The organism is Pseudenhygromyxa sp. WMMC2535 (genome assembly GCF_011083025.2).
Genome location: NZ_JABJWV010000001.1, coordinates 5272417 through 5294355 on the forward strand (window position 1 = coordinate 5272417; position 21939 = coordinate 5294355).

A 21939-nucleotide genomic window follows, 5' to 3' on the forward strand; every position below is an offset into this window, starting at 1 on the left:
ACTGGTCGCGAGGTGGGGCGTGAGGACTCGTTGGGCCGTGGTTGCAACGATGACTTCTTCCACACGCGGGTCTGCTCGGCTGTGGGGAGATGCCCCGCAAAGCCCCAGTTTTGGACCCGAGCGCGGGGCGACGCGAGGCCGCTGGCGGGCCAGTCTGATCTGGAGCGGGGGGTTGATGTGAAGTACGCTGGTCACAGGAAGTCTGCGTTGGTGCTGGCGTACGTACTCGAACTGCCCGGCGTCGAGCGAGGGGCTCCAGATGGCGTACATCGATAACGATCGCAACCTCGTCGTCTTGCGGATCGTCTATGACGGTCTGCCGCGCGCGGGCAAGACGGCCTCGCTGCACAGTCTCGGCGCGAGCTTGCGCCGCGAGGTCGAGACGCCGGCCGAGGCGGAGGGGCGGACCTTGATGTTCGACTGGCTCGACTACGAGGGCGGCTCCTTCGAGGGGCGGTCGATCCGCTGTCAGGTCATCGCGGTGCCCGGTCAGCGGGCGCTGGATTCACGCCGGCGCTTCTTGCTGCGCGAAGCCGACGCCGTGATCGAGGTCGTGGACACGGAGGCGAGCCGCTTCGACGAGGGCGTCGAATTCGCTGAGGGAGCCATCGCCGAGCTCGCCAGCCACGAGCCGCCCGTCGGCGTGGTGCTCCAGGCCAACAAGCTCGACCTCCCGGGCTCCGTGGGTATCGACACCGTCCGCGAGCGCATGGGGGAGGTCGGCACGGTCGCGATCGTCGGGACCAGCGCGACCTCCGGCACGGGTGTCCGCGCGGCCTTCGTGCTCGGCGTGCGCCTGGCGCTGGATCGGCTGCGCGCGCAGTCGCTGTCCGACGCGAGCGAGGTGCTGCAGGTCGACGACGCCGAGGCGCTGCGAGCCGCGATGGAGGCGGCCGAGCTCGAGCGGGCCCAGGCGCGGGCGAGCGCGGCCGAGCCCAGGCCGCCGCTGCGCGAGTCCATCGATCACTCGCGCTTCCCCGGGGCGCGCCCGCTCGCGCCGCTGCACCTGCGCTCGATCGAGGGCCTCGGTCAGCCGGCCGCGGCCGCGGAGTCACAGGCGCGGATGGCCCGCCACGAGCAGCCGCCGCAGCTGGAGGTCAGGGACGACAGCCGCCCGCCCGCGCTGCCGCACCCGGGCCTCGACGGCGGCACGATCTGGCCGCCCGTTCATGGCCGCGTGCACTTGCGCGAGCTCGCCGACACCCTCGGGGCGCTCGAGCGAGGCGAGGGCGGCTGGGTCGCCACGTCAAAGGCCGGCTGGCGGGCTCAGACCGAAGATGGGGATCGCTTCGCCGACGAGCGCGGCGGTCGAGACGCGCTGATCTCCATGGCCCGCGTCCACGTCCGCCACGCCGCGCACCTGTCCGAGCGCCGGGTGCTCGCGCTGGTTCCGGACGAAGGTTGCTGGCGGCTGTGGGGGGCGGCCCATAGCGAGCGCAGCGCGGGCGACATGCTGCGCGAGGCCGCCGAGCGCGAGGACGAGGCCCTGGTCGGGCGGGCGCTCCAGTCGCTGGTGCTCGGCTGGCTGGCGCTCTCGCGTGAGCTCGCGCCCACGGCCGGGGCGCTGACCCTCGACCGCCTCGGGTGGCGCGGGGATCGTCTGGTGTTCGCCGGCGTCCTCCCGCGCGTGCCGCCCGAAGATCCGCCAGAGGACGCGCTGCTCCTCTTCGAAGGGCGCGTCCGCGAGCAGCTGGCGAGCTTGCTGCGCACCGAGGTCACCAAGCGCGAGCTGTCCGTCCCCGAGGTGCTCCATCACTTTCAGCCGGCCAGCGTCGACGGCCCCGGGCAGCGCCAGCTCGTCGAGGTCGTCTCGGGCATGCTGATCGAGCGCTGAACAGGCAGGTTCTGGCCCTGGATTCTGGGCCCGGGTTCTGGCCCCGGATTCTGGGCCCGGATTCTGGAGTTGGTGCGTGGGCCTGGTGTGGGCCTGGTATCGTTGCGCCATGAGGATCGCGGCTGCCTCGGCGCTCTCCCTTTCGCTCTCCCTCGCGCTCGCCTGTGGCGGCGCGCAGGGGGAAGACCAGGGTGAAGACGAGAGCGAGGGCCACAGCGCGGGGACGGTCGACGAGGGCGGGGCGAGCGAGGGGGAGAGCGCCGAGGCCGGCGGGACCGACACTCTCGGCGAGAGCGGGAGCGAGGACAGCGGCGAGGCGACGGAGACCGGCGAGACCGGCGAGACCGGCGAGGCCGAGCCGACCTGCAACTGCCACGTCGAGCTGTGCGAGCGGCCCTACGACGAGGTCGTCTTCGCCGGCACGCACAACTCCTACTCGGCGACCGGCGAGGGCTACATCGCGGTGGCGGCCAACCAGACCTACGGCGTCGCCCAGCAGCTCGCCGACGGTGTCCGGCTGCTGATGCTCGACACGGTCTACGCCGACGACGACTCCGGCGCGATCTTGCTGTGCCACGGCTCGTGCAACTTCGGGTCCACGGTCCACGCCGAGGTGCTCGCGGACATCGTCTCCTTCATGACCGAAAACCCCGGCGAGATCGTCACGATCATCTACGAGGACGACGTCAGCGCCGAGGACCTCGCCCTCGACTTCGCGGCCACGGGGGCCATCGATCTCGTGTACACGCACGTCGGTGGTGAGCCGTGGCCGACCCTCGCCGAGATGGTCGCGGCCGACACGCGCCTGGTGATCACCGCCGAGCAGGGCGGGCCGCCGCCGGACTGGCACCACCACGTCTGGGATCTGGCCTGGGACACGCCCTACGGGCCCATGGATCCCGATGCGCTATCCTGCGCGCTCAACCGCGGCTCATCGGACAACGACTTGTTCCTGGTCAATCACTGGGTCAACAGCCCCTTTGGGACGCCCTCCGTCGACAACGCCACCATCGTCAACGAATACGACGTGCTCCTCGAGCGCGCGCAGGCGTGCTGGGCGGCGTGGGAGCACCCGACCAACTTCGTGGCCGTCGACTTCTACGACCGCGGCGACCTGATCGCGGTGGTCGACACCCTCAACGGTTTCTGAGTCGGTCGATGTTGCTCGAGATCACCTTGTTGGTCGCCGCCGGCCTGGGGAACCTGGCCTGGGATGTCACCGGGCGGCGGATCTCGGCGCGGGCGCGGAGGCGTGAGCGTCGAGCGCGGCGCAGCGACAGCTTGCCGCTGCCCGGGCCCGGGGAGCAGCCCGCGGATCCGCTCGCGGGAGTCGCGGGCGTCGCTCCGGAGGCCTTCGTGGACAAGACCCGGGTGATCCTCGAGGAGCTCGATCGTGTGGTCGACCACTTCGATCTGATCTTGCTGCGCGCCGAGGCCGGCGAGTCGCTGGTCGGTGACATCGTCTACGTGGGCGCCGAGGGCCCGCGAGAGCGCGGCCGCGAGCTGATCGAGGGCTGGCTGGCCGAGGTCGCGGAGCTACCTGCGGCGCAGCGCGAGCGCCTGGACGCCCTGGGCATGCCCGTGGCCAGCCTGGAGGCGATGCTCGCCGGGGAGCGCGAGCGCTGCCTGTGGCCGCACGCCGGGAGCTCGTCGAAATTGCTCGAGGCCACGGCCAGGGACTTCGAGCGCGCCGTGATGCTGCTCGTGGGCTTCCTGGGAGCGCTGGTCAGGGCGCCGGGCTCGCCGTATCGTTGACCGTCATGGCGAGTGAGCCGCAGCCGATCACCCGAAGCGAGCGTGAAGCCCTCAACCCCCACCGCGGCGCGCTGGTGTGGTTCACCGGGCTCAGCGGCGCGGGCAAGACCACCCTCGCGCGGGCCGTCGAGCGCAAGCTCAACGCCGCGGGGATCCGCACCTATCGCCTCGACGGCGACGTGGTCCGCGACGGCCTCAACGCCGACCTCGGCTTCTCGCCCGAGGACCGGCGCGAGAACGTGCGCCGGATCGGCGAGGTCGGGCGGCTGATGGTCGACGCCGGGCTGGTCGTGCTCGCCGCCGTGATCGCCCCCTACGCCCAGGACCGGGCCCGCAACCGGGCGCGCTTCGACGCGGGCGACTTCTTCGAGGTCTGGGTCGACACGAGCCTCGAGGTCTGCGAGCAGCGCGACCCCAAGGGCCTCTACGCCCGGGCCCGGTCTGGAGAACTGTCCGACTTCACGGGGATCTCCGCGCCCTACGAGGTCCCGGACGAGCCCGAGCTGCGGGCCGTGGGCGCGGGCGACCTCGACGAGCAGTGCGCGCGCGTGATCGAGATGCTGCGCGCCGCCGGCAAGCTCGACTGAGCGACTGCGACAGCGAACTACGTCCGCGAACTACATCAGCGCGAGCAGCAAGCTGCGGACCAGGCGGGCCGCGGCGACGTTGGAGCGCCCCGTGGGATCCAGCGCGGGCGCGAGCTCGACGAGATCGGCACCGACGACCGCGGGCGCCTCGGATCCCTCGGATCCCTCGCTGCGGCGACGGCCGCGAGCCAGGGCCCCGAGCACCGCCTCGACGTCGCCGAATTGCAGGCCGTCGGGCTCCGGGGTGCCGGTCCCGGGGATGTCGGCCGGGTCGATGCCGTCGACGTCGATGGTCAGGTAGATCGGCGGGACCTCGGGCCCGGCGAGCAGGGCCGCGACGCGCTCGAGCATGGCCGCGCGGGTCGGGGCGAGCAGCTCGACGCGGGGATCCTCGGCCGCGAGCCGATACTCGACGCGCTCGCCCGAGCGGATGCCCCACTGGTGGATGCGTTGGTCGGGGCCCATGCGATCGCGGATCCGCCCGAGCACCGTGGCGTGGTTGTAGGGCTCGCCCTCCCACTCGGCGCGCAGATCCATGTGCGCGTCGATGTGGATGATCTGGAGGTTGGGGTGGCGCTCGAGGGCGCGCTCGAGGAAGGGGTGGGCGACCAGGTGATCTCCGCCGATCGCGACCAGGGGTAGATCGGGGAGGGCGTCGAGCTGCTGGCGCAGGGATCGGACCAGGCGCTCGCCCGGGGTCGCCCCGGCCACGCCCGCCTCGGGCCCCGGGACCGCGCAGTCGAGGTCTCCGAGGTCGACGTAGCGGTGATCCGCGAGGTCGCGGTCGAGCTTGGGGCAGTAGCTCTCGATGCTGTCCGAGGCCAGGCGCAGCCCCTCGGGCCCGCCGCTGGCGCCCCCGCGATAGGTCACCGCGCCGTCGTAGGGCACGCCCAAGATCGCGGCCTGGGCCGTGGCGGCGCGGGGATCGTCGAGGGCGAGGGACTCCAAGAAGCGTGTGGACTGGGCGTGGGAGGACATGATCGTCTCAGACTCTCAGCTCTGCGAGCCGCGTTTTGCCCGAGCGCTGGCCCGGAGTCGAGCCTCGCGGACCACGTCGCCGCGGGTCGCCTGGGGGTCGAGGCCGCGGCCGCGGCACTTGTCGGCGAAGCGGGGATCGTCCTGGTCGATGGCCAGGCTGAGCTGGTAGGCCTCGGCGAGGCTGAAGCTGCCCAGGCCCTCCTCGGCGTAGTCGCTGAGCACCTCGACGCGGACGAGGCCGGCGGCGACGCCCAGGGGGCGGCGGTCGCCGGGCAGCGCGGGCTGGCCAGGCAGTGGGGGTCGGCGCTTGGCGGGGTCGGCGAGGCCCTCGAGCGCGAGCTCGGCCACGCAGCGCGTCTGATCTCCGCGCAGCAGCGCCGGCTCGAAGGCGTACCAGCTCAGGCCGTGGCGCAGGGGCACGAGCACCGTGAGCGGATCTTTGCCGTACTCGCGGATGACTCGCGCCGGGCGAAAGGGCGGCTGGGCGGCGGCCGCGAGCGTGGCGGGGCGGGGCGCGAAGGACAGGGTCTGGATGTCGTCGAAGGCCAGGAAGTCGAGGCCGGCGGGCTCGAGGCGCTCGTCGAGGGTCACGACCTCGAGGGCGCCGAGGTGGGCCAGGGAGGCACAGACCACGCGGCCCTGGAGGTCCGAGTAGGGGATGGCCTCGCCCTCGGGCGGCCCCGCGCCGAGCCAGGCGAAGCCGTGGCGCGGGCGGTAGGGCGAGCGGCGGGAGAGCAGGTGCTGGGCGCTGGCGCTGATGTGCCGGCGGATGATGGAGGCGGGCGCGGGGGCGCTCGCAGGGCGATCGTCTTCGGGGCCCAGCAGCCGGCGTCGCGCCTCGCTGGCCGCGTTTGGCTGGCCTGCGGATCCCCCGTGGAGGGTGGCCAGGCAGCGCAGCTGATGCAGGCGCAGGGCCTCGGGCCAGGGCAGGGCAGTGAGGCCCTCCTTCGCCGCTCGCGCCTCGAGCTCGTCGAGCTCGTCGAGCGAGAGGCGCCAGTGGGCCTTTTGCAGGGCGATGGCGGCCTCGCTCACGGGGTCGAGGCCGGCGAGCTTCGGCCCTGCGGAGTAGTCGCGGGCGGGCTTCGAGCCGCCGAAGAGGCGCGCGAGCAGGCGGGGCATCGGCGGCGAAGGTAGCAGCTGAGAGGGGGCTGGCCAGAGGCCCTGGGCCTCGGTAAGTAGAGCGGATGAGCACCGACGAGGACCGGCCCGAGGAAGGCTCCCCCCACTTCGTGCGCGAGCTGATCGCCGCCGACGTCGCCGCGGGCAAGCACGGCGGTCGGGTGCAGACCCGCTTCCCTCCCGAGCCCAACGGCTACCTGCACATCGGTCACGCCAAGGCGATCTGGATCGACTTCGGCATGGCCCAGGAGTTCGAGGGCAAGTGCAACCTGCGCTTCGACGACACCAACCCGGTGGCCGAGGACGTGGAGTTCGTCGAGGCGATCCAGCGCGACATCCGCTGGCTGGGCTTCGAGTGGACGCCGCCGGTGCACTACGCCTCGGACTACTTCGAGACCATGTACGCCTGCGCCGTGCACTTGATCGAGCAGGGCAAGGCCTACGTCGACAGCCAGAACCTCGACGAGATCCGCGCGCGCCGGGGCAACTTCTACAAGCCCGGCGAGGACAGCCCCTACCGCGGGCGCTCGGTGGAGGAGAACCTCGATCTCTTCGCGCGCATGCGTGCCGGCGAGTTCGAGGCCGGGGAGCACGTGCTGCGCGCCAAGATCGACATGCAGCACAAGAACCTCAACATGCGCGACCCGCTGCTCTACCGGATCATCGAGCAGCACCATCACCGCACCGGCGACGCGTGGTGCATCTACCCGATGTACGACTACGCGCACCCCCTGGGCGACGCGATCGAGGACGTGACCCACTCGCTGTGCAGCCTCGAGTTCCAGGATCACCGCCCGCTCTACGACTGGGTCGTGGCGAACTGCCCGGTCGAGGGCAAGCCCGAGCAGACCGAGTTTGCCCGGCTCAACCTCGGCTACACCGTGATGAGCAAGCGCAAGCTCCGGCAGCTCGTCGAGGACGGCCACGTCGACGGCTGGGATGATCCGCGCATGCCCACGCTCTCCGGCATGCGTCGAGCTGGCGTCCCGCCCGAGGCGCTGCTGGCCTTTTGTGAGCGCGTGGGCGTGTCCAAGCGCGACGGGGTCGTGGACCTCTCGCTCTTCGAGCACGCCGTGCGCGAGCGCCTCAACGAGGTCGCGCCGCGCTACATGGGCGTGCTGCGCCCGCTCAAGGTCACGATCACCAACTACCCCGAGGGCGAAGACGAGATCTTCGACGCGCGCCTGCACCCCGAGGACGAGGGCTACGGCACCCGAGCGCTGCCCTTTTGCCGCGAGCTCTACATCGAGCGCGACGACTTCCGCGAGGACGCCCCGCGCAAGTGGTTCCGCCTCGCCCCGGGCAAGGAGGTCCGCCTGCGCTACGCCTGCCTGCTGACCTGCGACGAGGTCATCAAGGACGCGGCCGGCGAGGTCGTCGAGCTGCGTTGCACCTGGGACCCCGAGTCTCGCGGCGGTCGCTCGCCCGACGGGCGCAAGGTCAAGGGCACGCTGCACTGGGTCTCGGCGCGCCACGCCAAGCCCGCGAGCGTGCGGCTCTACGATCGCCTGTTCGCCGCCGAGAACCCCATGGAGGGCGACGGCGAGGACGGCAAGAGCTTCCTGGATCACCTCAACCCCAACTCCCTCGAGCGCGTCGAGGGGGCGATGCTCGAGCCGGCCCTGGCCGCGCTCGGGGCAGGGGAGAGCTTCCAGCTCGAGCGCCTGGGCTACTTCTGCGTCGACTCTGACAGCGCCCCGGGGGAGATGGTCCTCAACCGGACCATCGGCCTGCGCGACAGCTGGGCCAAGCTCGCCAAGAAGCTCGGCGCCTGAGCGAGCGGCGACGCGAGCGCCCGAGGCATCGGACACGAAAGTGGACGCCCCTGCCGAACTCTCGGCGGGGGCGTTCGTGTGGCTGCCACCTTCGCTGGCGGTCGGGTGGCGAGTGTGGTCGCCAGCAAGTTCGTTGTCTGCCCACTGTGTGCTGCCAACTACGTTGATGGCGGATGCTGTCGCCAATTTCAGCGCAAGTGCTCGAAAATATTGGCTTTATGGTCGGGGCTGGTTCCTTGCTTTGTCCCAGGGCCATGACCAGCCGCCGCATCGCCCTCGCCCTGTCCTCGCTCACCTCCCTCGCTGCCCTCACCGCCTGCAACCCCCATCCGCTCAAGCCGACCGAGTTCGACGGCTCGTCGGAGGCCGTGACGGGTCTGCCCCTCGACGTGAACAAGCGGGTCGACGTGCTGCTCGTGGTCGACAACTCGGGCTCCATGGGTGAGGAGCAGGCCAACCTCGCGGCCAACTTTGGGCCGTTCATCGAGGAGCTCGAGGCGGTCGGCGCGGACTATCGGATCGGGATCACGACCACGGATCTCGGCGGCAGGAACTGCGTGAGCGAGAGCAACGGCGGCGACCTGATCCTCAGCTCCTGCCTGGATCGACCCGAGACCTTCGTGTTCGGCAGCGACGATCAATACGCGGCGGCCTGCGAGTCCCACTGCGCGCTGAGTGACGCGCAGCTCGAGATCCAGCCCTCGGCCGATGATGCTGGCGAGACCGCGGTGCGCCCGTGGATCGAGAGTTACAACGGCGTATCCAACCTACCCGAGGGGGTCGATCCGCTCGCGGCCTTTCAGTGTTTCGCGCCCCAGGGCATCAGCGGCTGCGGCTGGGAGTCGCCGCTCGAGGCGATGAGCCAGGCGCTCGAGAACATGCACAACCCAGAGCGCCCGGAGTACGGCTTCTTGCGCGACGACGCCCTGCTCGCGATCTTGGTGATCACCGACGAGGCCGACTGCTCCTTCAACTCAGCGCACAGCACGGCGCTCTTCGATAGCGAGGTGTTCTACTCCGAGGGGGCGAACTACGCGACCTCGGCCGTGTGCTGGAACGCGGGCACGGCCTGCGAAGGCGATAGCCCCTACTCGAGCTGCATTGACGTCGATCGTGACGAGAGCGGGGCCGAGACCGACGTGGCCGCAGACGCCGTGCTCTACCCCGTCTCGGGTTATGTCGAGCAGCTCGCGGCCGAGGCCGCGAGCAAGTCCGCCGGTCGTGAGGTCCTGGTCTCGGTGATCGCCGGCGTGCCCCTGGACTACGCCGGCGGCGAGCTCGTCTACGCCGACGACCCGGACGCCGATCAGCAGGAGCTGTTCGGGATCGGACCGGGGTGCAGCAACACGGTCGGCGACACGGTCCAGACCGCGATCCCGCCGGTCCGCCTCAAGACCTTCGCCGAGGCCTTCGCGGGTGATGGCGTCAACCTCTACTCGGTCTGCGACGACGACTACCGGCCCGCGGTGGTCGACATGGTCGCAAGCTTGATCCGCGAGCTACCCCCGGCCTGCCTGGACGGCTGCGCCCTCGACGTCGACGAGTCCACCGAGGCCCTCGACTACAGCTGCACCGTCACCCAGGAGGTCGGCAGCGATCGCGTGACCCTGCCCGAGTGCGAGGCCAGTGGTGGCGAGTACGTCCTGCCGGAGGGCGCGGACGCCTGCTGGATCGCCAAGAGCGGCGACGCGCTCAGCGAGGAGTGCATGGTCGCCGGGCGCAACCTCGAGTTCGAGCTGGTTCGGCGCAGCGGGGTCTCGGTGCCCGGCGACGTCGAGGTCAAGGCCGCCTGTGAGCTGAGCTCCTTCCCGAGCATCGACTGCCCCGGCTGAGCGGGTCGGGAGCGAGCGCCGACACAAACGAAGAGCGCGGAGGCCCTGGGGACCGCCGCGCTCTTCGTTTGGGGCTGGCGCTCGCTGTGCTCAGGTCGGAGGCGGGAGCTCGAGCAGCCGGTTGATCAGGTCACCGCGTCGAAAGGTCGCGGAGAGCTGCTGCAGCGAGAGCGATCGGTCACCGTAGAGGCTCTTCAGCGCGCTGGAGATGTCGAGGACGGAGGCGTCGAAGTGTTCGTCTCCACGTTGCTCGAGCTCGGCGCGGGCGCGCTCGTAGACTTGGCGGGTCAGGGCCCCGAGGGCGACGGGGCCGATCTTGGCGAGGATCCGCCGACCCATCTGCATGGCGATGAAGGCCGAGGCGTAGCGAACGTGCTCGGGATCCGTGCTCAGGGGACGTCGCCGCCGGCTGTCTGCTTTTCGATAGATGAGCACCGCGAGGGCGACCTGCTCGGCGCTGAGATCGTCGCGGAAGATCTGCGCGTAGAGCTTGCCGAAGTGCTCGCGGCTATAAAATTTGGCCTGGTGGGGACGATGGCGCCAGACCGCGAGCACGGCCTGAGCGGCCGCGCCGGAGGTGATGTCGCTGGTCCGCGCCGCGTGATCGGAGCGCTTGCGACGGTAGCGAAAGCCGAGCTCGTCCAGGCCGAGCTCGAGTCGGCGCTGGAGCTCGTCGTTGGCGCGCAGATCACGTAGGTCGACCGGGTTTTGGCTGTTGGTCGCGTAGGTGATCTGGTGGACGAGATCGTCGTTGTCCTTGGGGAGCTCGTAGAGCCGGACCAGCACGGAGGCGGGAGACTGGCTCAGACCCTCGCTCGAAATGGTTCGATAGATCGTCATACAGGTCTGGCCGCCGTTGACGATCTGGAGGTTCTCGACCTGAACGCGATAGTCCCGATCCTGGAGCGCGTTGTAGGCGAACTTGTCGCAGGTCAGGGTGATACCGTTGTTGTAGAAGTAGAAATTCGCGGCGTCGTCACCCATGAGCGTGCTCTGGATGGCCTCGTTGACGCGGTTGCCCTGGATGCCGAGGTGGCGACGAATATTGCGCTCGAGCAGGCGCTCTCCGTTTTTGTCGATCAGGTCGAAGATCGCCGCGGCCGAGATTCGCCCCGTGAGCACCCGGCTGAAGTGCATGTCCTCGACCATCGCCTTGCCGGTGAGGACGAGGTTGTCGTTGACTGGCTTGGTGGCCTGGAGGACCGACACCAAGGTGTCGTGGTTGACGTGCTCCCAGCTGACCTGGGCGCCGAAGCCGGTGTTGGCGATGACCGTGTCGGCGTCGGACTCCCAGCGCTTGCCGTTGTTGCACGCGATGATCCTGATCTGGGGGATCGCGCCGTCGCGGATCATGCTGCGGATGTCCTCGACACGCGCGCGCAGACGCTGGTTGATGTTTGGGAGCTGGGCCCCGGGGTCAAAGAGATAGCGGGCGGCTTGGGCGAGCTTCTCGATGCCGGTCGCGGGGAAGCCTGCGCGCCCGTCGAGGGACTGCTTGTACTTCGACTGAAAGAGCGTGACGACGAATTCTCCGTCGAGCAGCTCCGCGGCATGGATCGCGTCGACGCCAAAGTCCTGGCTGCCCTCCACGAGCGAGTCGAGGGCGTCCTCCACGTCGAGGTCGAGGATTGTCTCGACGCACAGACAGGTGAAGGCCGTCGACTTGAGCTTGGCCGCGTCTCCCGAGATCTTCAGTTCGTCGGCGAAGCGCTGGCGAAGCGCGTCCACATGGCCGCTGACGCGACTCTCGATGATGGAGGCGTTGACGTTCAGCATAGCGCCGCTGGCGCGCCACACTAGCATGGCGCGCCAGGGCTTTGAATTGCGCTCAGGGCGCTGCGGATCAGCTCGCCGGCCCGCGCCGGGGCTCGCCGAGCTCGGCGATCTCGGCGTCGGTGAACAGCCGCGAGCGTGTCAAGAAGCGCACGCCCTCCGGGGCCTCCACGGAGAAGCCGCTGCCCCGCCCCGGGACCACGTCGATGATCAGCTGCGTATGCTTCCAGCGCTCGTATTGATCCCCGCCGATGTAGAACTCGCAGCCGGCGATCTCCCCGAGGAAGACGTCGCGCTGACCGATCTTGAATTCGCCGGCGGGGTAGCACATGGGCGCGCTGCCATCACAGCACCCGCCCGACTGATGGAACATCAGCGGGCCGTGCTTGGCGCTGAGCTTGGCGATCAGCTCGCGCGTGGCGTCGGTGGCGGTGACGCGCGCCATTAGAAGAAGCCCATGGGCTTTTCGCTGTAGCTGACCAGCAGGTTCTTGGTCTGTTGGTAGTGGTCGAGCATCATCTCGTGGGTCTCGCGGCCGATGCCCGACTGCTTGTAGCCGCCGAAGGCCGCGTGGGCCGGGTAGAGGTGGTAGCAGTTGGTCCACACGCGCCCGGCCTGGATGGTGCGCCCGGCCCGGTAGGCGGTGTTGCCGTCGCGGGTCCAGACCCCGGCGCCGAGGCCATAGAGCGTGTCGTTGGCGATCTGCATGGCCTGCTCGAAGCCCGAGAAGCGGGCCACGGAGACCACCGGCCCGAAGATCTCCTCTTGGAACACGCGCATGTCGTTGCGGCCCGAGAAGATCGTCGGCTCGACGTAGTAGCCCCCGGCCAGGTCTCCGCCGAGCTCGGCACGCTTGCCGCCGGTCAGCAGCTCGGCGCCCTCCTGCTTGCCGATGTCGATGTACGAGAGGATCTTCTCGAGCTGATCCGCCGAGGCCTGGGCGCCCATCATGGTGTTGGGGTCGAGGGGGTTGCCCAGCTTCACCTTCTTGGTCCGGGCGACGGCGGCGTCCATGAACTCGCCGAAGATGTCGTCTTCGATCAGCGCGCGCGAGGGGCAGGTGCAGACCTCGCCCTGGTTGAGGGCGAACATCACGAAGCCCTCGAGGGCCTTTTGCCGGAAGTCGTCGTCCTTGGCCCACACGTCCGAGAAGAACACGTTGGGCGACTTGCCGCCGAGCTCGAGGGTCACCGGGATCAGGTTCTCCGAGGCGTACTGCATGATCAGCCGCCCGGTGGTGGTCTCACCGGTGAACGCGATCTTGGCGATGCGCGAGCTGCTGGCCAGGGGCTTGCCGGCCTCGAGGCCGAAGCCGTTGACGACGTTGAGCACGCCCGGGGGCAGGATGTCGCCGATCAGCTCGAGCATGACCAGGATGCTCGCGGGGGTCTGCTCGGCGGGCTTGAGCACCACGCAGTTGCCGGCGGCGAGGGCCGGCGCGATCTTCCACGCGGCCATCAGCAGCGGGAAGTTCCAGGGGATGATCTGGCCGACGACGCCGAGCGGCTCCTTGAACTGGTAGGAGACCGTGTCGTGGTCGAGCTCGCCTTGGGTGCCCTCCTGCGCGCGGATGCAGCTCGCAAAGTAGCGGAAGTGATCGACGGTCAGCGGGAGGTCGGCGGCCATGGTCTCGCGCACGGCCTTGCCATTGTCCCAGGTCTCGGCGACCGCCAGCTTCTCGAGGTTCTGCTCGATGCGGTCGGCGATCTTGTTGAGCAAACTGGCGCGCTCGGCCACCGCGGTCTTGCCCCAGGCCTCGCGGGCGCCGTGGGCCGCGTCGAGGGCCTTGTCGATGTCCGCTGCGGTCGAGCGCGGGATCTCGCAGAAGCTCTGCCCGGTGACGGGCGAGGGGTTCTCGAAATACTCGCCCTTGATCGGGGCGACCCACTCGCCGCCGATGAAGTTGGCGTAGCGGGACTTGAAGTTGACCAGGGCGCCTTCGGAGTTCGGTGGTGCGTACGTCATCCCGTTCAGGATGGGGGGCGCCGTGGCGCAGGGTCAATCGTGTCGTGCGTGACTAGAACGCCGATCTCTTTGCACGCGTCTTCAAACGATCGTCCCGCTCGAGGCGTTGGTGTGAAGCGGTGTTCCTACTGCGTTCATGGGCGCCGCAATTGTTTTTGGTTTTTAGAGTGTCATGCGTCGAAGCGAGCGACCGGCCCACCACAGGCGTTCGCCGTCGCCCTCGTCGCGGACCTCGATGATCACCCCTTGTCCGCGGGCGAGGCCGAGCACGCGGGCGCGCTGGTCATCGAGGGGCTCGAGGATCATGACCACCGGGACGGGTGGGTTTTCGAGCACGCCGAGGAACTCGAATTGCAGGCGCCCGCCGCTGAGCGTCAGCGCGGGCTCGCGGATCGCAGCGCGCTCTTTTGGCGCCAAGACGGGCTCCCAGCGGCCGAGCCTGGCGCGCCAGGCAGCGGAGAGTGGGGGCGGCGGCGGGAGCTCGACGCCCGCGCGGTGGCGCCGACCCGCACGCTCGAAGGTCATCACGTGAGCCGCGGTGTCGCCGTCTTTGGTCCTCAGCGCGCACGAGTGCGCGAGGCTCTGCGCAGCGGAGAGATCGACGTCGACATCGACGAAGTGGATCTTCGCGCCCCGAAGGGCATCGGCGCTGGCCGCGTCTGCGCTGCTCGGGTACAGGCGGCTGCTGCCAGCCTTGGCCTGGTACCACAGCTCGCCTCGCTGACTTGGCTGCGTCGACATGGCGATCGTCGCCAAACCAATCGAGGTCGCGTAGTCGCCGGCGTTCGCACGCGAGAAGGCCTGGAGGCGCTCGGGGGTCGTCGCCGGAGTCATCGGTCGCGTCGGCTGGTCGGGGGGATCCGGGGGCACGAGGCCGTGCTTCTCTTGCAGCGCGAAGATCAAGGTCTGCTCGGCGAGGGCCTGCACGGTGCTGGCGGCGGTCAGTGAATTGCTGGCGACGGCGACGGCCAGGCCGTGGTCGGGGAGGATGATCAGCAGCGCGTGATGATGGACCGTGCGCCCGCCGTGGCTGACGACGCGGCCGACCCAGTCGAGCTCGTCCGCGTTGAGGAACCACGCGTAGCCAAAGCGATGATCGAGATCGAGGGCCAGGTCCTCGTTGTGCGCCGAGAGCATGGCGTCGACGTGGGCGGGGGAGAGCAGCTGGCGCCCGCCCACGCGGCCGCGGCCGAGGATCAGCCGGGCGAAGGCGGCGAGGTCGAGGACGCTGGCGTGCAGCCCTCCCGCGGGGGCCAGGCGAAAGCGCGGCGCCGAGCGGGCCTCGCCCATGTCGTAGGCGGCGGCGCGCTCGATGGCCGCGAGCCCCCTGGGTCCGCCGCTGATCGGCAGGAGCACCGGCTCGGGCTCCGGGCCGCCGTCGAAGTAGGCGGTGCGCATGCCCGCGGGCCGCAGCAGCGCCTCGGTGACCACCTCCTCGTAGCTGCGCCCGCTGGCCTCGGCGAGGGCGGCCCCGGCCAGGGTCATGCCGAGGTTCGAATAGAGGGTCAGGGTGCGCGGCTCAAAGGCCGGCTGGAGGCCGTTGATCTCGTCGATCACCGCCATCCACGGCCGCGGGTGCTCGGAGAGGTGCTCGCGCAGCCAGTCCGAGGGCAGCCCAGACTGGTGGGTGAGCAGCGACTCCAGGGTGATCTCGTCCTCGGCCGCGCCCGCGAACGAGAGGCGCGGGAGGTGCTCGGCGAGGGGATCGTCGAGGCTCAGCTCACCGCGCTCGACGGCCTGAAGCAGCGCGGCGGCGGTGATCGGCTTGGCGAGAGAGCCTACGTCATAGACAGTTCGCGGCGTCGCGGGGCGGTGCGCGTCGACCTCTGCCTCGCCCCAGCCGGTAGCCCAGACCACCTCTTGTTCATCGATCAGCGCGAGGCTCAGACCGGTGACGCGGTTGGCCCACATCATGTCGATGGCCAGTGTGTTGATGAGCTCGCGGGTCTCCTCGTAGCGCGCGCGGCTGTTCTCGGCGGTCTCGGGGCCCTCATCCGGGTTGGTCTGTCCGCGCTCGTCACCCTGCGTCGGGCAGCCCGTGGTCGCGCCCAGAGCCGCGGCTGCGAGCAGCCACGCTCGGACCCTCGGGTGAGACCGCGTTCTGAGCACGGGTTCATGGTAACGCCCTCGCGGGGCGCTTCGTTCGTGCGGTCTGGGGCGGCGCCTCACCCCGCGGCCGTGGCCAATTGCCGCGCTGTGGCCGGCGCTCCGCGACGCACCGCGGCCGCCTTTTCCTGTTAACATCCCCCGCACTTGCCATGACAGATCAGCCCGATCTCCCCAAAAAAACCAGCCCCGCCGAGCACGCCAGCGACACCGGCGACGGCCGGCGGACCTTCTTGAAAGTCGGCGTTGGAGCCGTCGGAGCCGGCCTCGCGGCGATCGTCGTCGCGCCCGCGCTCGAGGCCACGCTGTGGCCGATGGCCGACGACGTGCGCGTGACCTCCGGTGGCGAAGAATTCGTGATCGTCGGCAAGCGCAAGGCCTTTGGCGCCGAGCCGGTGCGTGTGGACATCTACGCCGATCGCGTCGACGCCTGGAACCGCACCCGCAACGTCAAGATCGGCTCGGCCTGGGTGGTCGAGCGCGACGGTCAGCTGACGGCCTACTCGACGGTCTGCCCCCACCTCGGCTGCGCCGTCGACTACAACGCCGAGGCCGGCAAGTTCGCCTGCCCCTGCCACGACTCCACCTTCGATCTGTCCGGCGCGCCGGAGCCCGGCAGCCCCGCGCCGCGGGCCCTCGACAGCCTCGCCCTCGAGGAGCAGAGCGAGGGCAAGCTGGTGGCGATCCGCTACGAGCGCTTCAAGCAGGGCGTCGAGGACAAGGTAAAGGTCTGATGGCCAAGATCATCGACTGGATCGACGAGCGCACGGGCCTGCGCGCCCTCGTCGGTGAGGCCCTCGAGGAGCCCGTGCCCGGTGGCGCCCGCGTGCGCTACGTGTTCGGCAGCGTGCTCACCTACCTGTTCATGCAGCAGGTCGTGCTCGGGATCTTGCTCGCCACCTACTACTCGCCCTCGGCCAGCGACGCCTGGGCGAGCACGGCCTACCTGCAAGATCAGGTCGCCGGCGGATGGTTTCTGCGTGGCCTCCACCACCACGGCTCCTCGGCCATGGTCGTGGTCACGGTGCTCCACCTGCTGCAGGTGGTGATCGCCGGGGCCTACCGCAAGCCGCGAGAGTTCAACTGGTGGACCGGCCTGCTCATGGGCGGCCTGGTCCTCGCCTTCGCGCTCACCGGCTACCTGCTGCCCTGGGACCAAAAGGGCTACTGGGCCACGCAGGTGGCCACGGGCATCATGGGCACGGTGCCCGGCGGCGAGCCGCTCCAGCACGTCCTCCAGGGCGGCCCCGAGTACGGCAACCTGACCATCACCCGCTTCTACGCCCTGCACGTGTTCGTGCTCCCGCTGCTGCTCTCGGGCCTGCTCGGCGCGCACCTGTTCCTCTTCCGGCGCCACGGCGTGACCCCGCCCGCTTCCATGAGCGAGGAGGAGCTCGCCAGCAAGACCGCGCCCTTTTGGCCCAACCAGCTGTTCATCGACGTCGTGGCCATGGCGGTCTGCGGCGCCGTGCTCGTTGGCCTGACCTACTCGACCCACGGCGCCGAGCTGTTCGCGCCCGCGGATCCGGCCTCGAACTTCGTGGCCCGGCCCGAGTGGTACTTCCTGTTCCTCTTCCAGCTGCTCAAGTACTTCGAGGGCCCGCTCGCGCTGATCGCCACGGTGATCATCCCCGGCGCCGTCGCGGCCTTCTTGTTCGCGCTGCCCTTCATCGACCGCGCCGAGTCGCGCTCGCCCAAAAAGCGCGGCCCGGTGCTCGCCGGCGTCGGCCTGATCATGGCCGGCGTCGTGGCGCTCACGGTCATCGCGATGTCCGCCGACGCCAACAACGAGGACTACCAAGAGGGCCTCGAGCTCGCCGACGCCGAGGCCGAGACGGCCCGCGAGTTGGCCAAGGAGGGCGTGCCCCCGGCCGGCGGCATCGCCGTGTGGCAAAACGACCCCGAGTACGCGGCGATCATGCTCTTCGAGGAGAACTGCGGCACCTGCCACGAGATCGACGGCAAGGGCGGCGAGGAGGCTCCCAGCCTCTCGCACTTCAACGACCGCGAGTGGCTGCGCGGGGCCGTGCGCGAGCCTCGGAGCGCCGCCTACTTCGGCGGGACCAAGGGCCACGAGGACATGGAGCCCTACGCCGCCGAGGACCTGCCCGACGAGCAGCTCGATCCGACGATCGAGTACATGCTGATGCTCCGCGAGCAGGGCGAGGACGAGCCCAACGCCGCGGCCTATGACGCCGCGGCGGCCAAGAAGGGTCAGGCGCTGTGGGAGGACGAGCTCGAGTGCTCGGGCTGCCACGAGGTCGAGAAGGGGGCCGACGGTGTAGGCACCCCGGTGCTCTGGGGCCGCGGGACGCGGGCGTGGATCGCCTCGGTGATCCGCAACTCGAGCCAGGCGCACCTCTACGGCGAGAACGCCGAGATGCCCAAGTTCGAGGGCAAGCTCAGCGACGAGGAGATTGCGACCCTGGCAGACTATGTCTACCGCCAGGGCTGGCCGGCCGAGGACGCGGCTGGAGCCGAGGCCGCGGCCGAGTAATCCCACGCGAGAGTGAACGACGCCGGGTCGGGGCCATGCCCCGCCCCGGCTTCGTTTTTGGTTGCGAGCGCGCGTCCTCGTGGGGGGCTGCGGCAGAGCGCCTGTGGCGAGGTCAGCCTGACGCGGCCGAGAGGACCTATCGGGTAGCTCGCTCGATCTCGGCGGATGAGGAATTCACTCCGTTCACTCCCCTTGCAGAGGTTCTATTGTTGGTTGTTTGCCAGGATCACCAGCGTACTCTCCGTCGATCCAGACCTCTGCCTTGGGCAGCGTGGTCACCTTGATCTTTCCGGGGCAGTTGTAGGATGAAGGGCAGTAGTTGCAGGGGTTTCGATGGCAGTGCTCGGGGCGGGAGCCCGAGTGGCAGCCGCAGCCGTCGAGCCCTCCAGGGTGGCTTCGAGCGGGGCTCGGCGAGGCAGAGAGCGCGAGGGCGAAGACCCCCAGGAGATGGACTGCGCGACGGATCGACTTCATGGCTCGAACTCTCCAACCCAGGCTTCGGCGAGTTGCTCCCCATCCCAGCCGAGGGTGAGCTGGTGTTTTCCCACCTTCGTCCTCATGTGCCGAATTCCCTCTCTCGAGTTCGAGGGCAAGGTCTTCGGCTCGGCGTGGAGCAGTCGTGCGGGAGGTGGAGGGGGCTCCGAGCAGCTCAGCGCGATGTCACCGAGGCGGACTGCGTTGGAGCCCATGACCGTGACGGTCTTGGAGCCGAACACCACGACGGCGTCGTTCTCGGGCTTGATGGGCAGGCCCGGGCTCGGCGTCTCGCCGGGGTGGATCACCGGCTTGGGTGTCTTGGGAAAGGGCGCCCACGCGACCCCTGGCGGGAACAAGATGTGCCCCGGGACGTGCTTGGCCTCGGTCCCCGTGTTGGTCGCGGGGAAGGCCGTCCAATAGAGCACCGGGCCTTGAAGGGGCGCGCACACACGGCCCCGATCGCCGCCCCGAGGGCGATCCCACAAGCGAGGCCGATTGGGTCGAAGACGAGCCCGATGAAAGGGTTGGGCAGCGGCGTGGGGACGGGCGCCGGCGTCGGCACCATCTCGAAGTGGACATCGAGACCGAGGACCGGATCGAGGAAGCTGCTGGCGATCATGCCCGCGTTTCCCTTGGCTCGTGCATGGCGAGGACAGTGGCCGGTTGCGGCTAGAAGCAGGACGCCACGCGGGCGCTCAAATGGGATACGCCAACCCAAAGATCAGCAGACACATCTCATCCAAGCTCGACTCCCCCATATACACATCCACCGGCGCATCATACCCTTGCTCCGCGAGCGCATCGACCAAGAATGGGTTGTCCAGGGTATTGTCGTAGGTGCAGCGCAAGGTGATCTCATCGCCACCTTGGACCTTGGGGAATTGCCCAATGTTCGCGTCGATGTTGTAGACCCGCTGCCAGTTGAAGTCCCAGCGCGGCGTCTGGATCAGGCACTTCTCCTCGCCGTCGCGCTCGAGGCTGACGCGCATGTCCGTGCCCACGTAGTGCATGTGCGTGCCGAGGGTGAACAGATCGATGCCCGGGACCGCGTCGGGCACCGAGAAGCGCATGGTCTCGGTGTGGTCGGCGATGTCGGCCGGGATCACGAAGCTGGGGCTGCCGGGGTCGTTGGGCCCGGCGAGCAGGTTGGGTCCGCTGGTGAAGTTGCCCACGAGGTCGATGAGGCCCTCGTAGGCGGGGGGCTCCTCGGTCCAGCGCACGGCCACGCTGCTCTGATCGATCTCGTTGCCCATGCCGGTGGGGTGATAGTGGTAGGCGAGGATGATCCGCGAGCCGGCGGGCAGCGGGAGGCCGACGTCGTCGGGCATCTCGGTGGGGAAGGCCCCGGGGACCCAGGTGCCGATCAGCTTGGCCCCGGACACGCCGGCGGTGCCAAAGCAGGGGTAGCTGCCGTCGGCGTCGGCGACCTGGGCCGAGTTCGCGGCCTCGTCGGCGTAGATCAGCACGTGGTGCACGACCTGCTCGTTGTCGGGCAGCATCTGCACGCCGGTCACCCATACGTCCTGCTCGAGGCCGGGGTCGAGGCTGTAGCAGATGAAGCTGTCTTCGCTGCCGCCGACGTTGAAGGCGGTCGGGTTTTGAAAGGTGGCCGTGGGGCTGTCGAGGTCGAGGTTGGGCGGCTCGGGCAGGGCGGCGGCGTTGGCTGGGTCGCCCTCGGGGCTGCCGGCGGCGACCCAGTCGGCGATCAGCTGCTTGTCGGCGTCGCTGAGCCGGGCGTCGTTGCGCCAGCCGTACTCGGGCTGGCACTCGTCGGTCTCGAGCGCGCCCCAAGGCGGCATCTCTCCGCTGGCGACGACCTCGTCGATGAGCTCGGACCAGGCCGCGGCCTGGCTATGGTCCTCGAGGGCGAAGGGGGCGATGCCGCCTTCGTTGTGGCAGCCCACGCAGTTGTTGTAGACGATCGGCGCGATGTCCTGGTGCCAGGTCGGGCGCAGGTCCTCACCGGTCTCGGTGCCCTCGCTGCCCGCCTCGCTTTCGTCGCTCTCGGCCGTGGCCTCGGCCTCGTCGTCGTTGCCTCCAGTGTCATCGCCGCTGCAGGCCAGGCTCGGGGCGAGCAGGGGGGCGCAGGACAAGGCGAGGGTGAGCAACGAACGCGGCTTAGATGTCATCGAAACCATTGGACCTGCAAGCGTCGTGCAGGGCAAGGAAAGCCCTGGGGGCGCTTCGAGTCGTCATTGAACGACGTTATTGGTCTGCTAGAGGTTGCAGAACACGACCCTCGTCGCGGCTTGGCGTTGCAGGACGCGGCGCTGGCTAGCTGAGCGGGCTGGCGGGGCGCTGCTTGGCCAGTCTGGCCGCTGACGCGGGGACACGCGGGAAGTAGCGTCCGCTGCCATGCAATCTACCTTGCCGCGAATCACGCAACTCCTCGCGCTCGCCGCTTGCCTCGCCGCCTGCAACGAGGCCGGGAACGACGGCTCGAGCGACACCGGAGAAGAGACGGCCGAGACCGAGACCAGCGACTCCGCCGAGACCGAGACCAGCGCAGGCGAGACCGAGGCAGGCGAGACCGAAGCCGGCGAGACCGAGGTCGGCGAGACCGAGACCGACGGGACCGACACCGCGGCGACCGGGACGGTGACGGTCAGCGGCAACGCCTTCACCTTCGGCGTCGGCTCGGAGAGCCGGGTCTCCGGGGCGACGATCACGATCCTCGAGATGCCCGAGCAGCAGGCGATCACCGACGACGACGGCTACTTCGAGTTCACGGGGCTGCCCAACGGGGCCGAGGCGAGCTTCCGGCTCGAGAAGGACGGCAACCCGGTGGTCCACACCAAGACCTTCACCCTGCCCGAGGAGGAGGGCGCGACGGTCGAGCACGTGACCTTCCAGGTGCCCAACGACGCGACCTTCGACGCGCTCGCGACGATCCTTCAGATCGAGCCGAGCGAGGACCTGTGCCAGATCGCCAGCACGGTCACGCGCGTGGGCAAGTCGCTCTACGACGCGGGCGCCCACGGTGAGGCCGGGGCCACGGTGACCATCGAGCCCGCGCTGCCCGAGGAGGCCGGCCCAGTCTACTTCAACGCCGACGTGATCCCGCAGCACGACCTGGTCGAGACCTCGGCGGACGGCGGCGTGGTCTATACAAACGTGCCCCCGGGGACCTATACGCTCACCGCCCACAAGGAGGGCGTCGAGTTCGAGACCGTGACGGTGCGCTGCGAGGCCTCGGTGCTCGCCAACCCCTCGCCGCCCTACGGCCTTCAGGCGCTCTAGG

At 69.5% G+C, this 21939-nt stretch carries 18 protein-coding genes; 9 read left to right on the forward strand and 9 right to left on the reverse strand.

What is annotated here, in order from left to right:
* Positions 1 to 259 precede the first annotated feature (259 nt).
* The 4 genes from G6O69_RS20685 to cysC all read left to right on the forward strand — a co-directional run bounded on the left by G6O69_RS20685 (position 260) and on the right by cysC (position 4176).
* Positions 260 to 1834, forward strand: a complete 1575-nt coding sequence (locus tag G6O69_RS20685) for a hypothetical protein (RefSeq protein ID WP_172305239.1) — start codon at positions 260 to 262, stop codon at positions 1832 to 1834.
* A 109-nt stretch (positions 1835 to 1943) separates the two neighbouring features.
* Complete coding sequence (locus G6O69_RS20690; RefSeq protein ID WP_172305240.1) at positions 1944 to 2984, forward strand: hypothetical protein; 1041 nt, start codon at positions 1944 to 1946, stop codon at positions 2982 to 2984.
* Positions 2985 to 2992: 8 nt separating this feature from the next.
* Positions 2993 to 3589: a hypothetical protein gene (locus G6O69_RS20695; protein WP_172305241.1), complete on the forward strand. Its 597-nt coding sequence runs from the start codon at positions 2993 to 2995 to the stop codon at positions 3587 to 3589.
* Positions 3590 to 3594: 5 nt separating this feature from the next.
* A complete protein-coding gene (cysC, locus tag G6O69_RS20700; RefSeq protein WP_172305242.1) occupies positions 3595 to 4176 on the forward strand; it encodes an adenylyl-sulfate kinase in 582 nt (193 codons plus the stop codon).
* Positions 4177 to 4206: 30 nt separating this feature from the next.
* Here cysC and speB read toward each other — a convergent pair whose 3' ends face one another.
* Together speB and G6O69_RS20710 are read right to left on the reverse strand one after the other, a co-directional pair.
* Positions 4207 to 5154 carry an agmatinase gene (gene speB / locus G6O69_RS20705; RefSeq protein ID WP_172305243.1) on the reverse strand — a complete coding sequence of 316 codons (948 nt, stop codon included), beginning with the start codon at positions 5152 to 5154 and terminating at the stop codon, positions 4207 to 4209.
* Positions 5155 to 5169: 15 nt separating this feature from the next.
* Positions 5170 to 6273 (reverse strand): hypothetical protein, encoded by a 1104-nt coding sequence (locus tag G6O69_RS20710; RefSeq protein ID WP_172305244.1) that lies wholly within the window; start codon positions 6271 to 6273, stop codon positions 5170 to 5172.
* A gap of 65 nt (positions 6274 to 6338) precedes the next feature.
* Here G6O69_RS20710 and G6O69_RS20715 point away from each other — a divergent pair, with 65 nt between their 5' ends.
* Complete coding sequence (locus G6O69_RS20715) at positions 6339 to 8048, forward strand: glutamine--tRNA ligase/YqeY domain fusion protein (protein ID WP_172305245.1); 1710 nt, start codon at positions 6339 to 6341, stop codon at positions 8046 to 8048.
* Between the two features lie 254 nt (positions 8049 to 8302).
* Positions 8303 to 9880, forward strand: a complete 1578-nt coding sequence (locus G6O69_RS20720; RefSeq protein ID WP_172305246.1) for a vWA domain-containing protein — start codon at positions 8303 to 8305, stop codon at positions 9878 to 9880.
* 90 nt (positions 9881 to 9970) lie between these two features.
* Here the strand turns inward: G6O69_RS20720 and G6O69_RS20725 are convergent, their stop codons facing one another.
* The 4 genes from G6O69_RS20725 to G6O69_RS20740 all read right to left on the reverse strand — a co-directional run bounded on the left by G6O69_RS20725 (position 9971) and on the right by G6O69_RS20740 (position 15727).
* Positions 9971 to 11653: an AIPR family protein gene (locus G6O69_RS20725; protein ID WP_172308288.1), complete on the reverse strand. Its 1683-nt coding sequence runs from the start codon at positions 11651 to 11653 to the stop codon at positions 9971 to 9973.
* A 70-nt stretch (positions 11654 to 11723) separates the two neighbouring features.
* Positions 11724 to 12098: a DUF779 domain-containing protein gene (locus tag G6O69_RS20730; protein ID WP_172305247.1), complete on the reverse strand. Its 375-nt coding sequence runs from the start codon at positions 12096 to 12098 to the stop codon at positions 11724 to 11726.
* Entirely contained in the window at positions 12098 to 13618 is a 1521-nt protein-coding gene (locus G6O69_RS20735) for an aldehyde dehydrogenase family protein (RefSeq protein WP_172305248.1), read from the reverse strand. Before G6O69_RS20735 ends, G6O69_RS20730 begins: the two co-directional genes overlap by 1 nt.
* Before the next feature lie 162 nt (positions 13619 to 13780).
* Positions 13781 to 15727, reverse strand: coding sequence for a serine hydrolase domain-containing protein (locus G6O69_RS20740; protein WP_172305249.1), 1947 nt, complete (start codon positions 15725 to 15727; stop codon positions 13781 to 13783).
* A 149-nt stretch (positions 15728 to 15876) separates the two neighbouring features.
* Here G6O69_RS20740 and G6O69_RS20745 point away from each other — a divergent pair, with 149 nt between their 5' ends.
* Positions 15877 to 16458: a Rieske 2Fe-2S domain-containing protein gene (locus G6O69_RS20745; RefSeq protein WP_172305250.1), complete on the forward strand. Its 582-nt coding sequence runs from the start codon at positions 15877 to 15879 to the stop codon at positions 16456 to 16458.
* Entirely contained in the window at positions 16458 to 18221 is a 1764-nt protein-coding gene (locus G6O69_RS20750; protein WP_172305251.1) for a cytochrome b N-terminal domain-containing protein, read from the forward strand. Before G6O69_RS20745 ends, G6O69_RS20750 begins: the two co-directional genes overlap by 1 nt.
* A 183-nt stretch (positions 18222 to 18404) precedes the next feature.
* On the opposite strand, the gene G6O69_RS20755 is transcribed toward G6O69_RS20750, so the two are convergent.
* From G6O69_RS20755 to G6O69_RS20765, 3 genes are all read right to left on the reverse strand, one after another.
* On the reverse strand, positions 18405 to 18695 hold the full coding sequence (locus tag G6O69_RS20755) for a hypothetical protein (RefSeq protein ID WP_176396990.1): 291 nt from the start codon (positions 18693 to 18695) through the stop codon (positions 18405 to 18407).
* Positions 18692 to 19147: a hypothetical protein gene (locus G6O69_RS20760; RefSeq protein ID WP_172305252.1), complete on the reverse strand. Its 456-nt coding sequence runs from the start codon at positions 19145 to 19147 to the stop codon at positions 18692 to 18694. Before G6O69_RS20760 ends, G6O69_RS20755 begins: the two co-directional genes overlap by 4 nt.
* 246 nt (positions 19148 to 19393) lie before the next feature.
* Complete coding sequence (locus G6O69_RS20765) at positions 19394 to 20827, reverse strand: hypothetical protein (protein WP_172305253.1); 1434 nt, start codon at positions 20825 to 20827, stop codon at positions 19394 to 19396.
* A 226-nt stretch (positions 20828 to 21053) separates the two neighbouring features.
* On the opposite strand from G6O69_RS20765, the gene G6O69_RS20770 reads away from it, so the two are divergent.
* Complete coding sequence (locus tag G6O69_RS20770) at positions 21054 to 21938, forward strand: hypothetical protein (RefSeq protein ID WP_172305254.1); 885 nt, start codon at positions 21054 to 21056, stop codon at positions 21936 to 21938.
* Position 21939 lies beyond the last annotated feature (1 nt).

Coding starts and splice junctions, on each gene's coding strand:
- G6O69_RS20715 (WP_172305245.1), top strand. CDS start 6,339: ATGAGCACCGACGAGGACCGGCCCGAGGAAGGCTCCCCCCACTTCGTG.
- G6O69_RS20770 (WP_172305254.1), top strand. CDS start 21,054: ATGCAATCTACCTTGCCGCGAATCACGCAACTCCTCGCGCTCGCCGCT.
- speB (WP_172305243.1), bottom strand. CDS start 5,154: ATGTCCTCCCACGCCCAGTCCACACGCTTCTTGGAGTCCCTCGCCCTC.
- G6O69_RS20745 (WP_172305250.1), top strand. CDS start 15,877: ATGACAGATCAGCCCGATCTCCCCAAAAAAACCAGCCCCGCCGAGCAC.
- G6O69_RS20750 (WP_172305251.1), top strand. CDS start 16,458: ATGGCCAAGATCATCGACTGGATCGACGAGCGCACGGGCCTGCGCGCC.
- G6O69_RS20695 (WP_172305241.1), top strand. CDS start 2,993: ATGTTGCTCGAGATCACCTTGTTGGTCGCCGCCGGCCTGGGGAACCTG.
- G6O69_RS20730 (WP_172305247.1), bottom strand. CDS start 12,098: ATGGCGCGCGTCACCGCCACCGACGCCACGCGCGAGCTGATCGCCAAG.
- G6O69_RS20735 (WP_172305248.1), bottom strand. CDS start 13,618: ATGACGTACGCACCACCGAACTCCGAAGGCGCCCTGGTCAACTTCAAG.
- G6O69_RS20685 (WP_172305239.1), top strand. CDS start 260: ATGGCGTACATCGATAACGATCGCAACCTCGTCGTCTTGCGGATCGTC.
- G6O69_RS20710 (WP_172305244.1), bottom strand. CDS start 6,273: ATGCCCCGCCTGCTCGCGCGCCTCTTCGGCGGCTCGAAGCCCGCCCGC.
- G6O69_RS20755 (WP_176396990.1), bottom strand. CDS start 18,695: ATGAAGTCGATCCGTCGCGCAGTCCATCTCCTGGGGGTCTTCGCCCTC.
- G6O69_RS20690 (WP_172305240.1), top strand. CDS start 1,944: ATGAGGATCGCGGCTGCCTCGGCGCTCTCCCTTTCGCTCTCCCTCGCG.
- cysC (WP_172305242.1), top strand. CDS start 3,595: ATGGCGAGTGAGCCGCAGCCGATCACCCGAAGCGAGCGTGAAGCCCTC.
- G6O69_RS20765 (WP_172305253.1), bottom strand. CDS start 20,827: ATGACATCTAAGCCGCGTTCGTTGCTCACCCTCGCCTTGTCCTGCGCC.
- G6O69_RS20720 (WP_172305246.1), top strand. CDS start 8,303: ATGACCAGCCGCCGCATCGCCCTCGCCCTGTCCTCGCTCACCTCCCTC.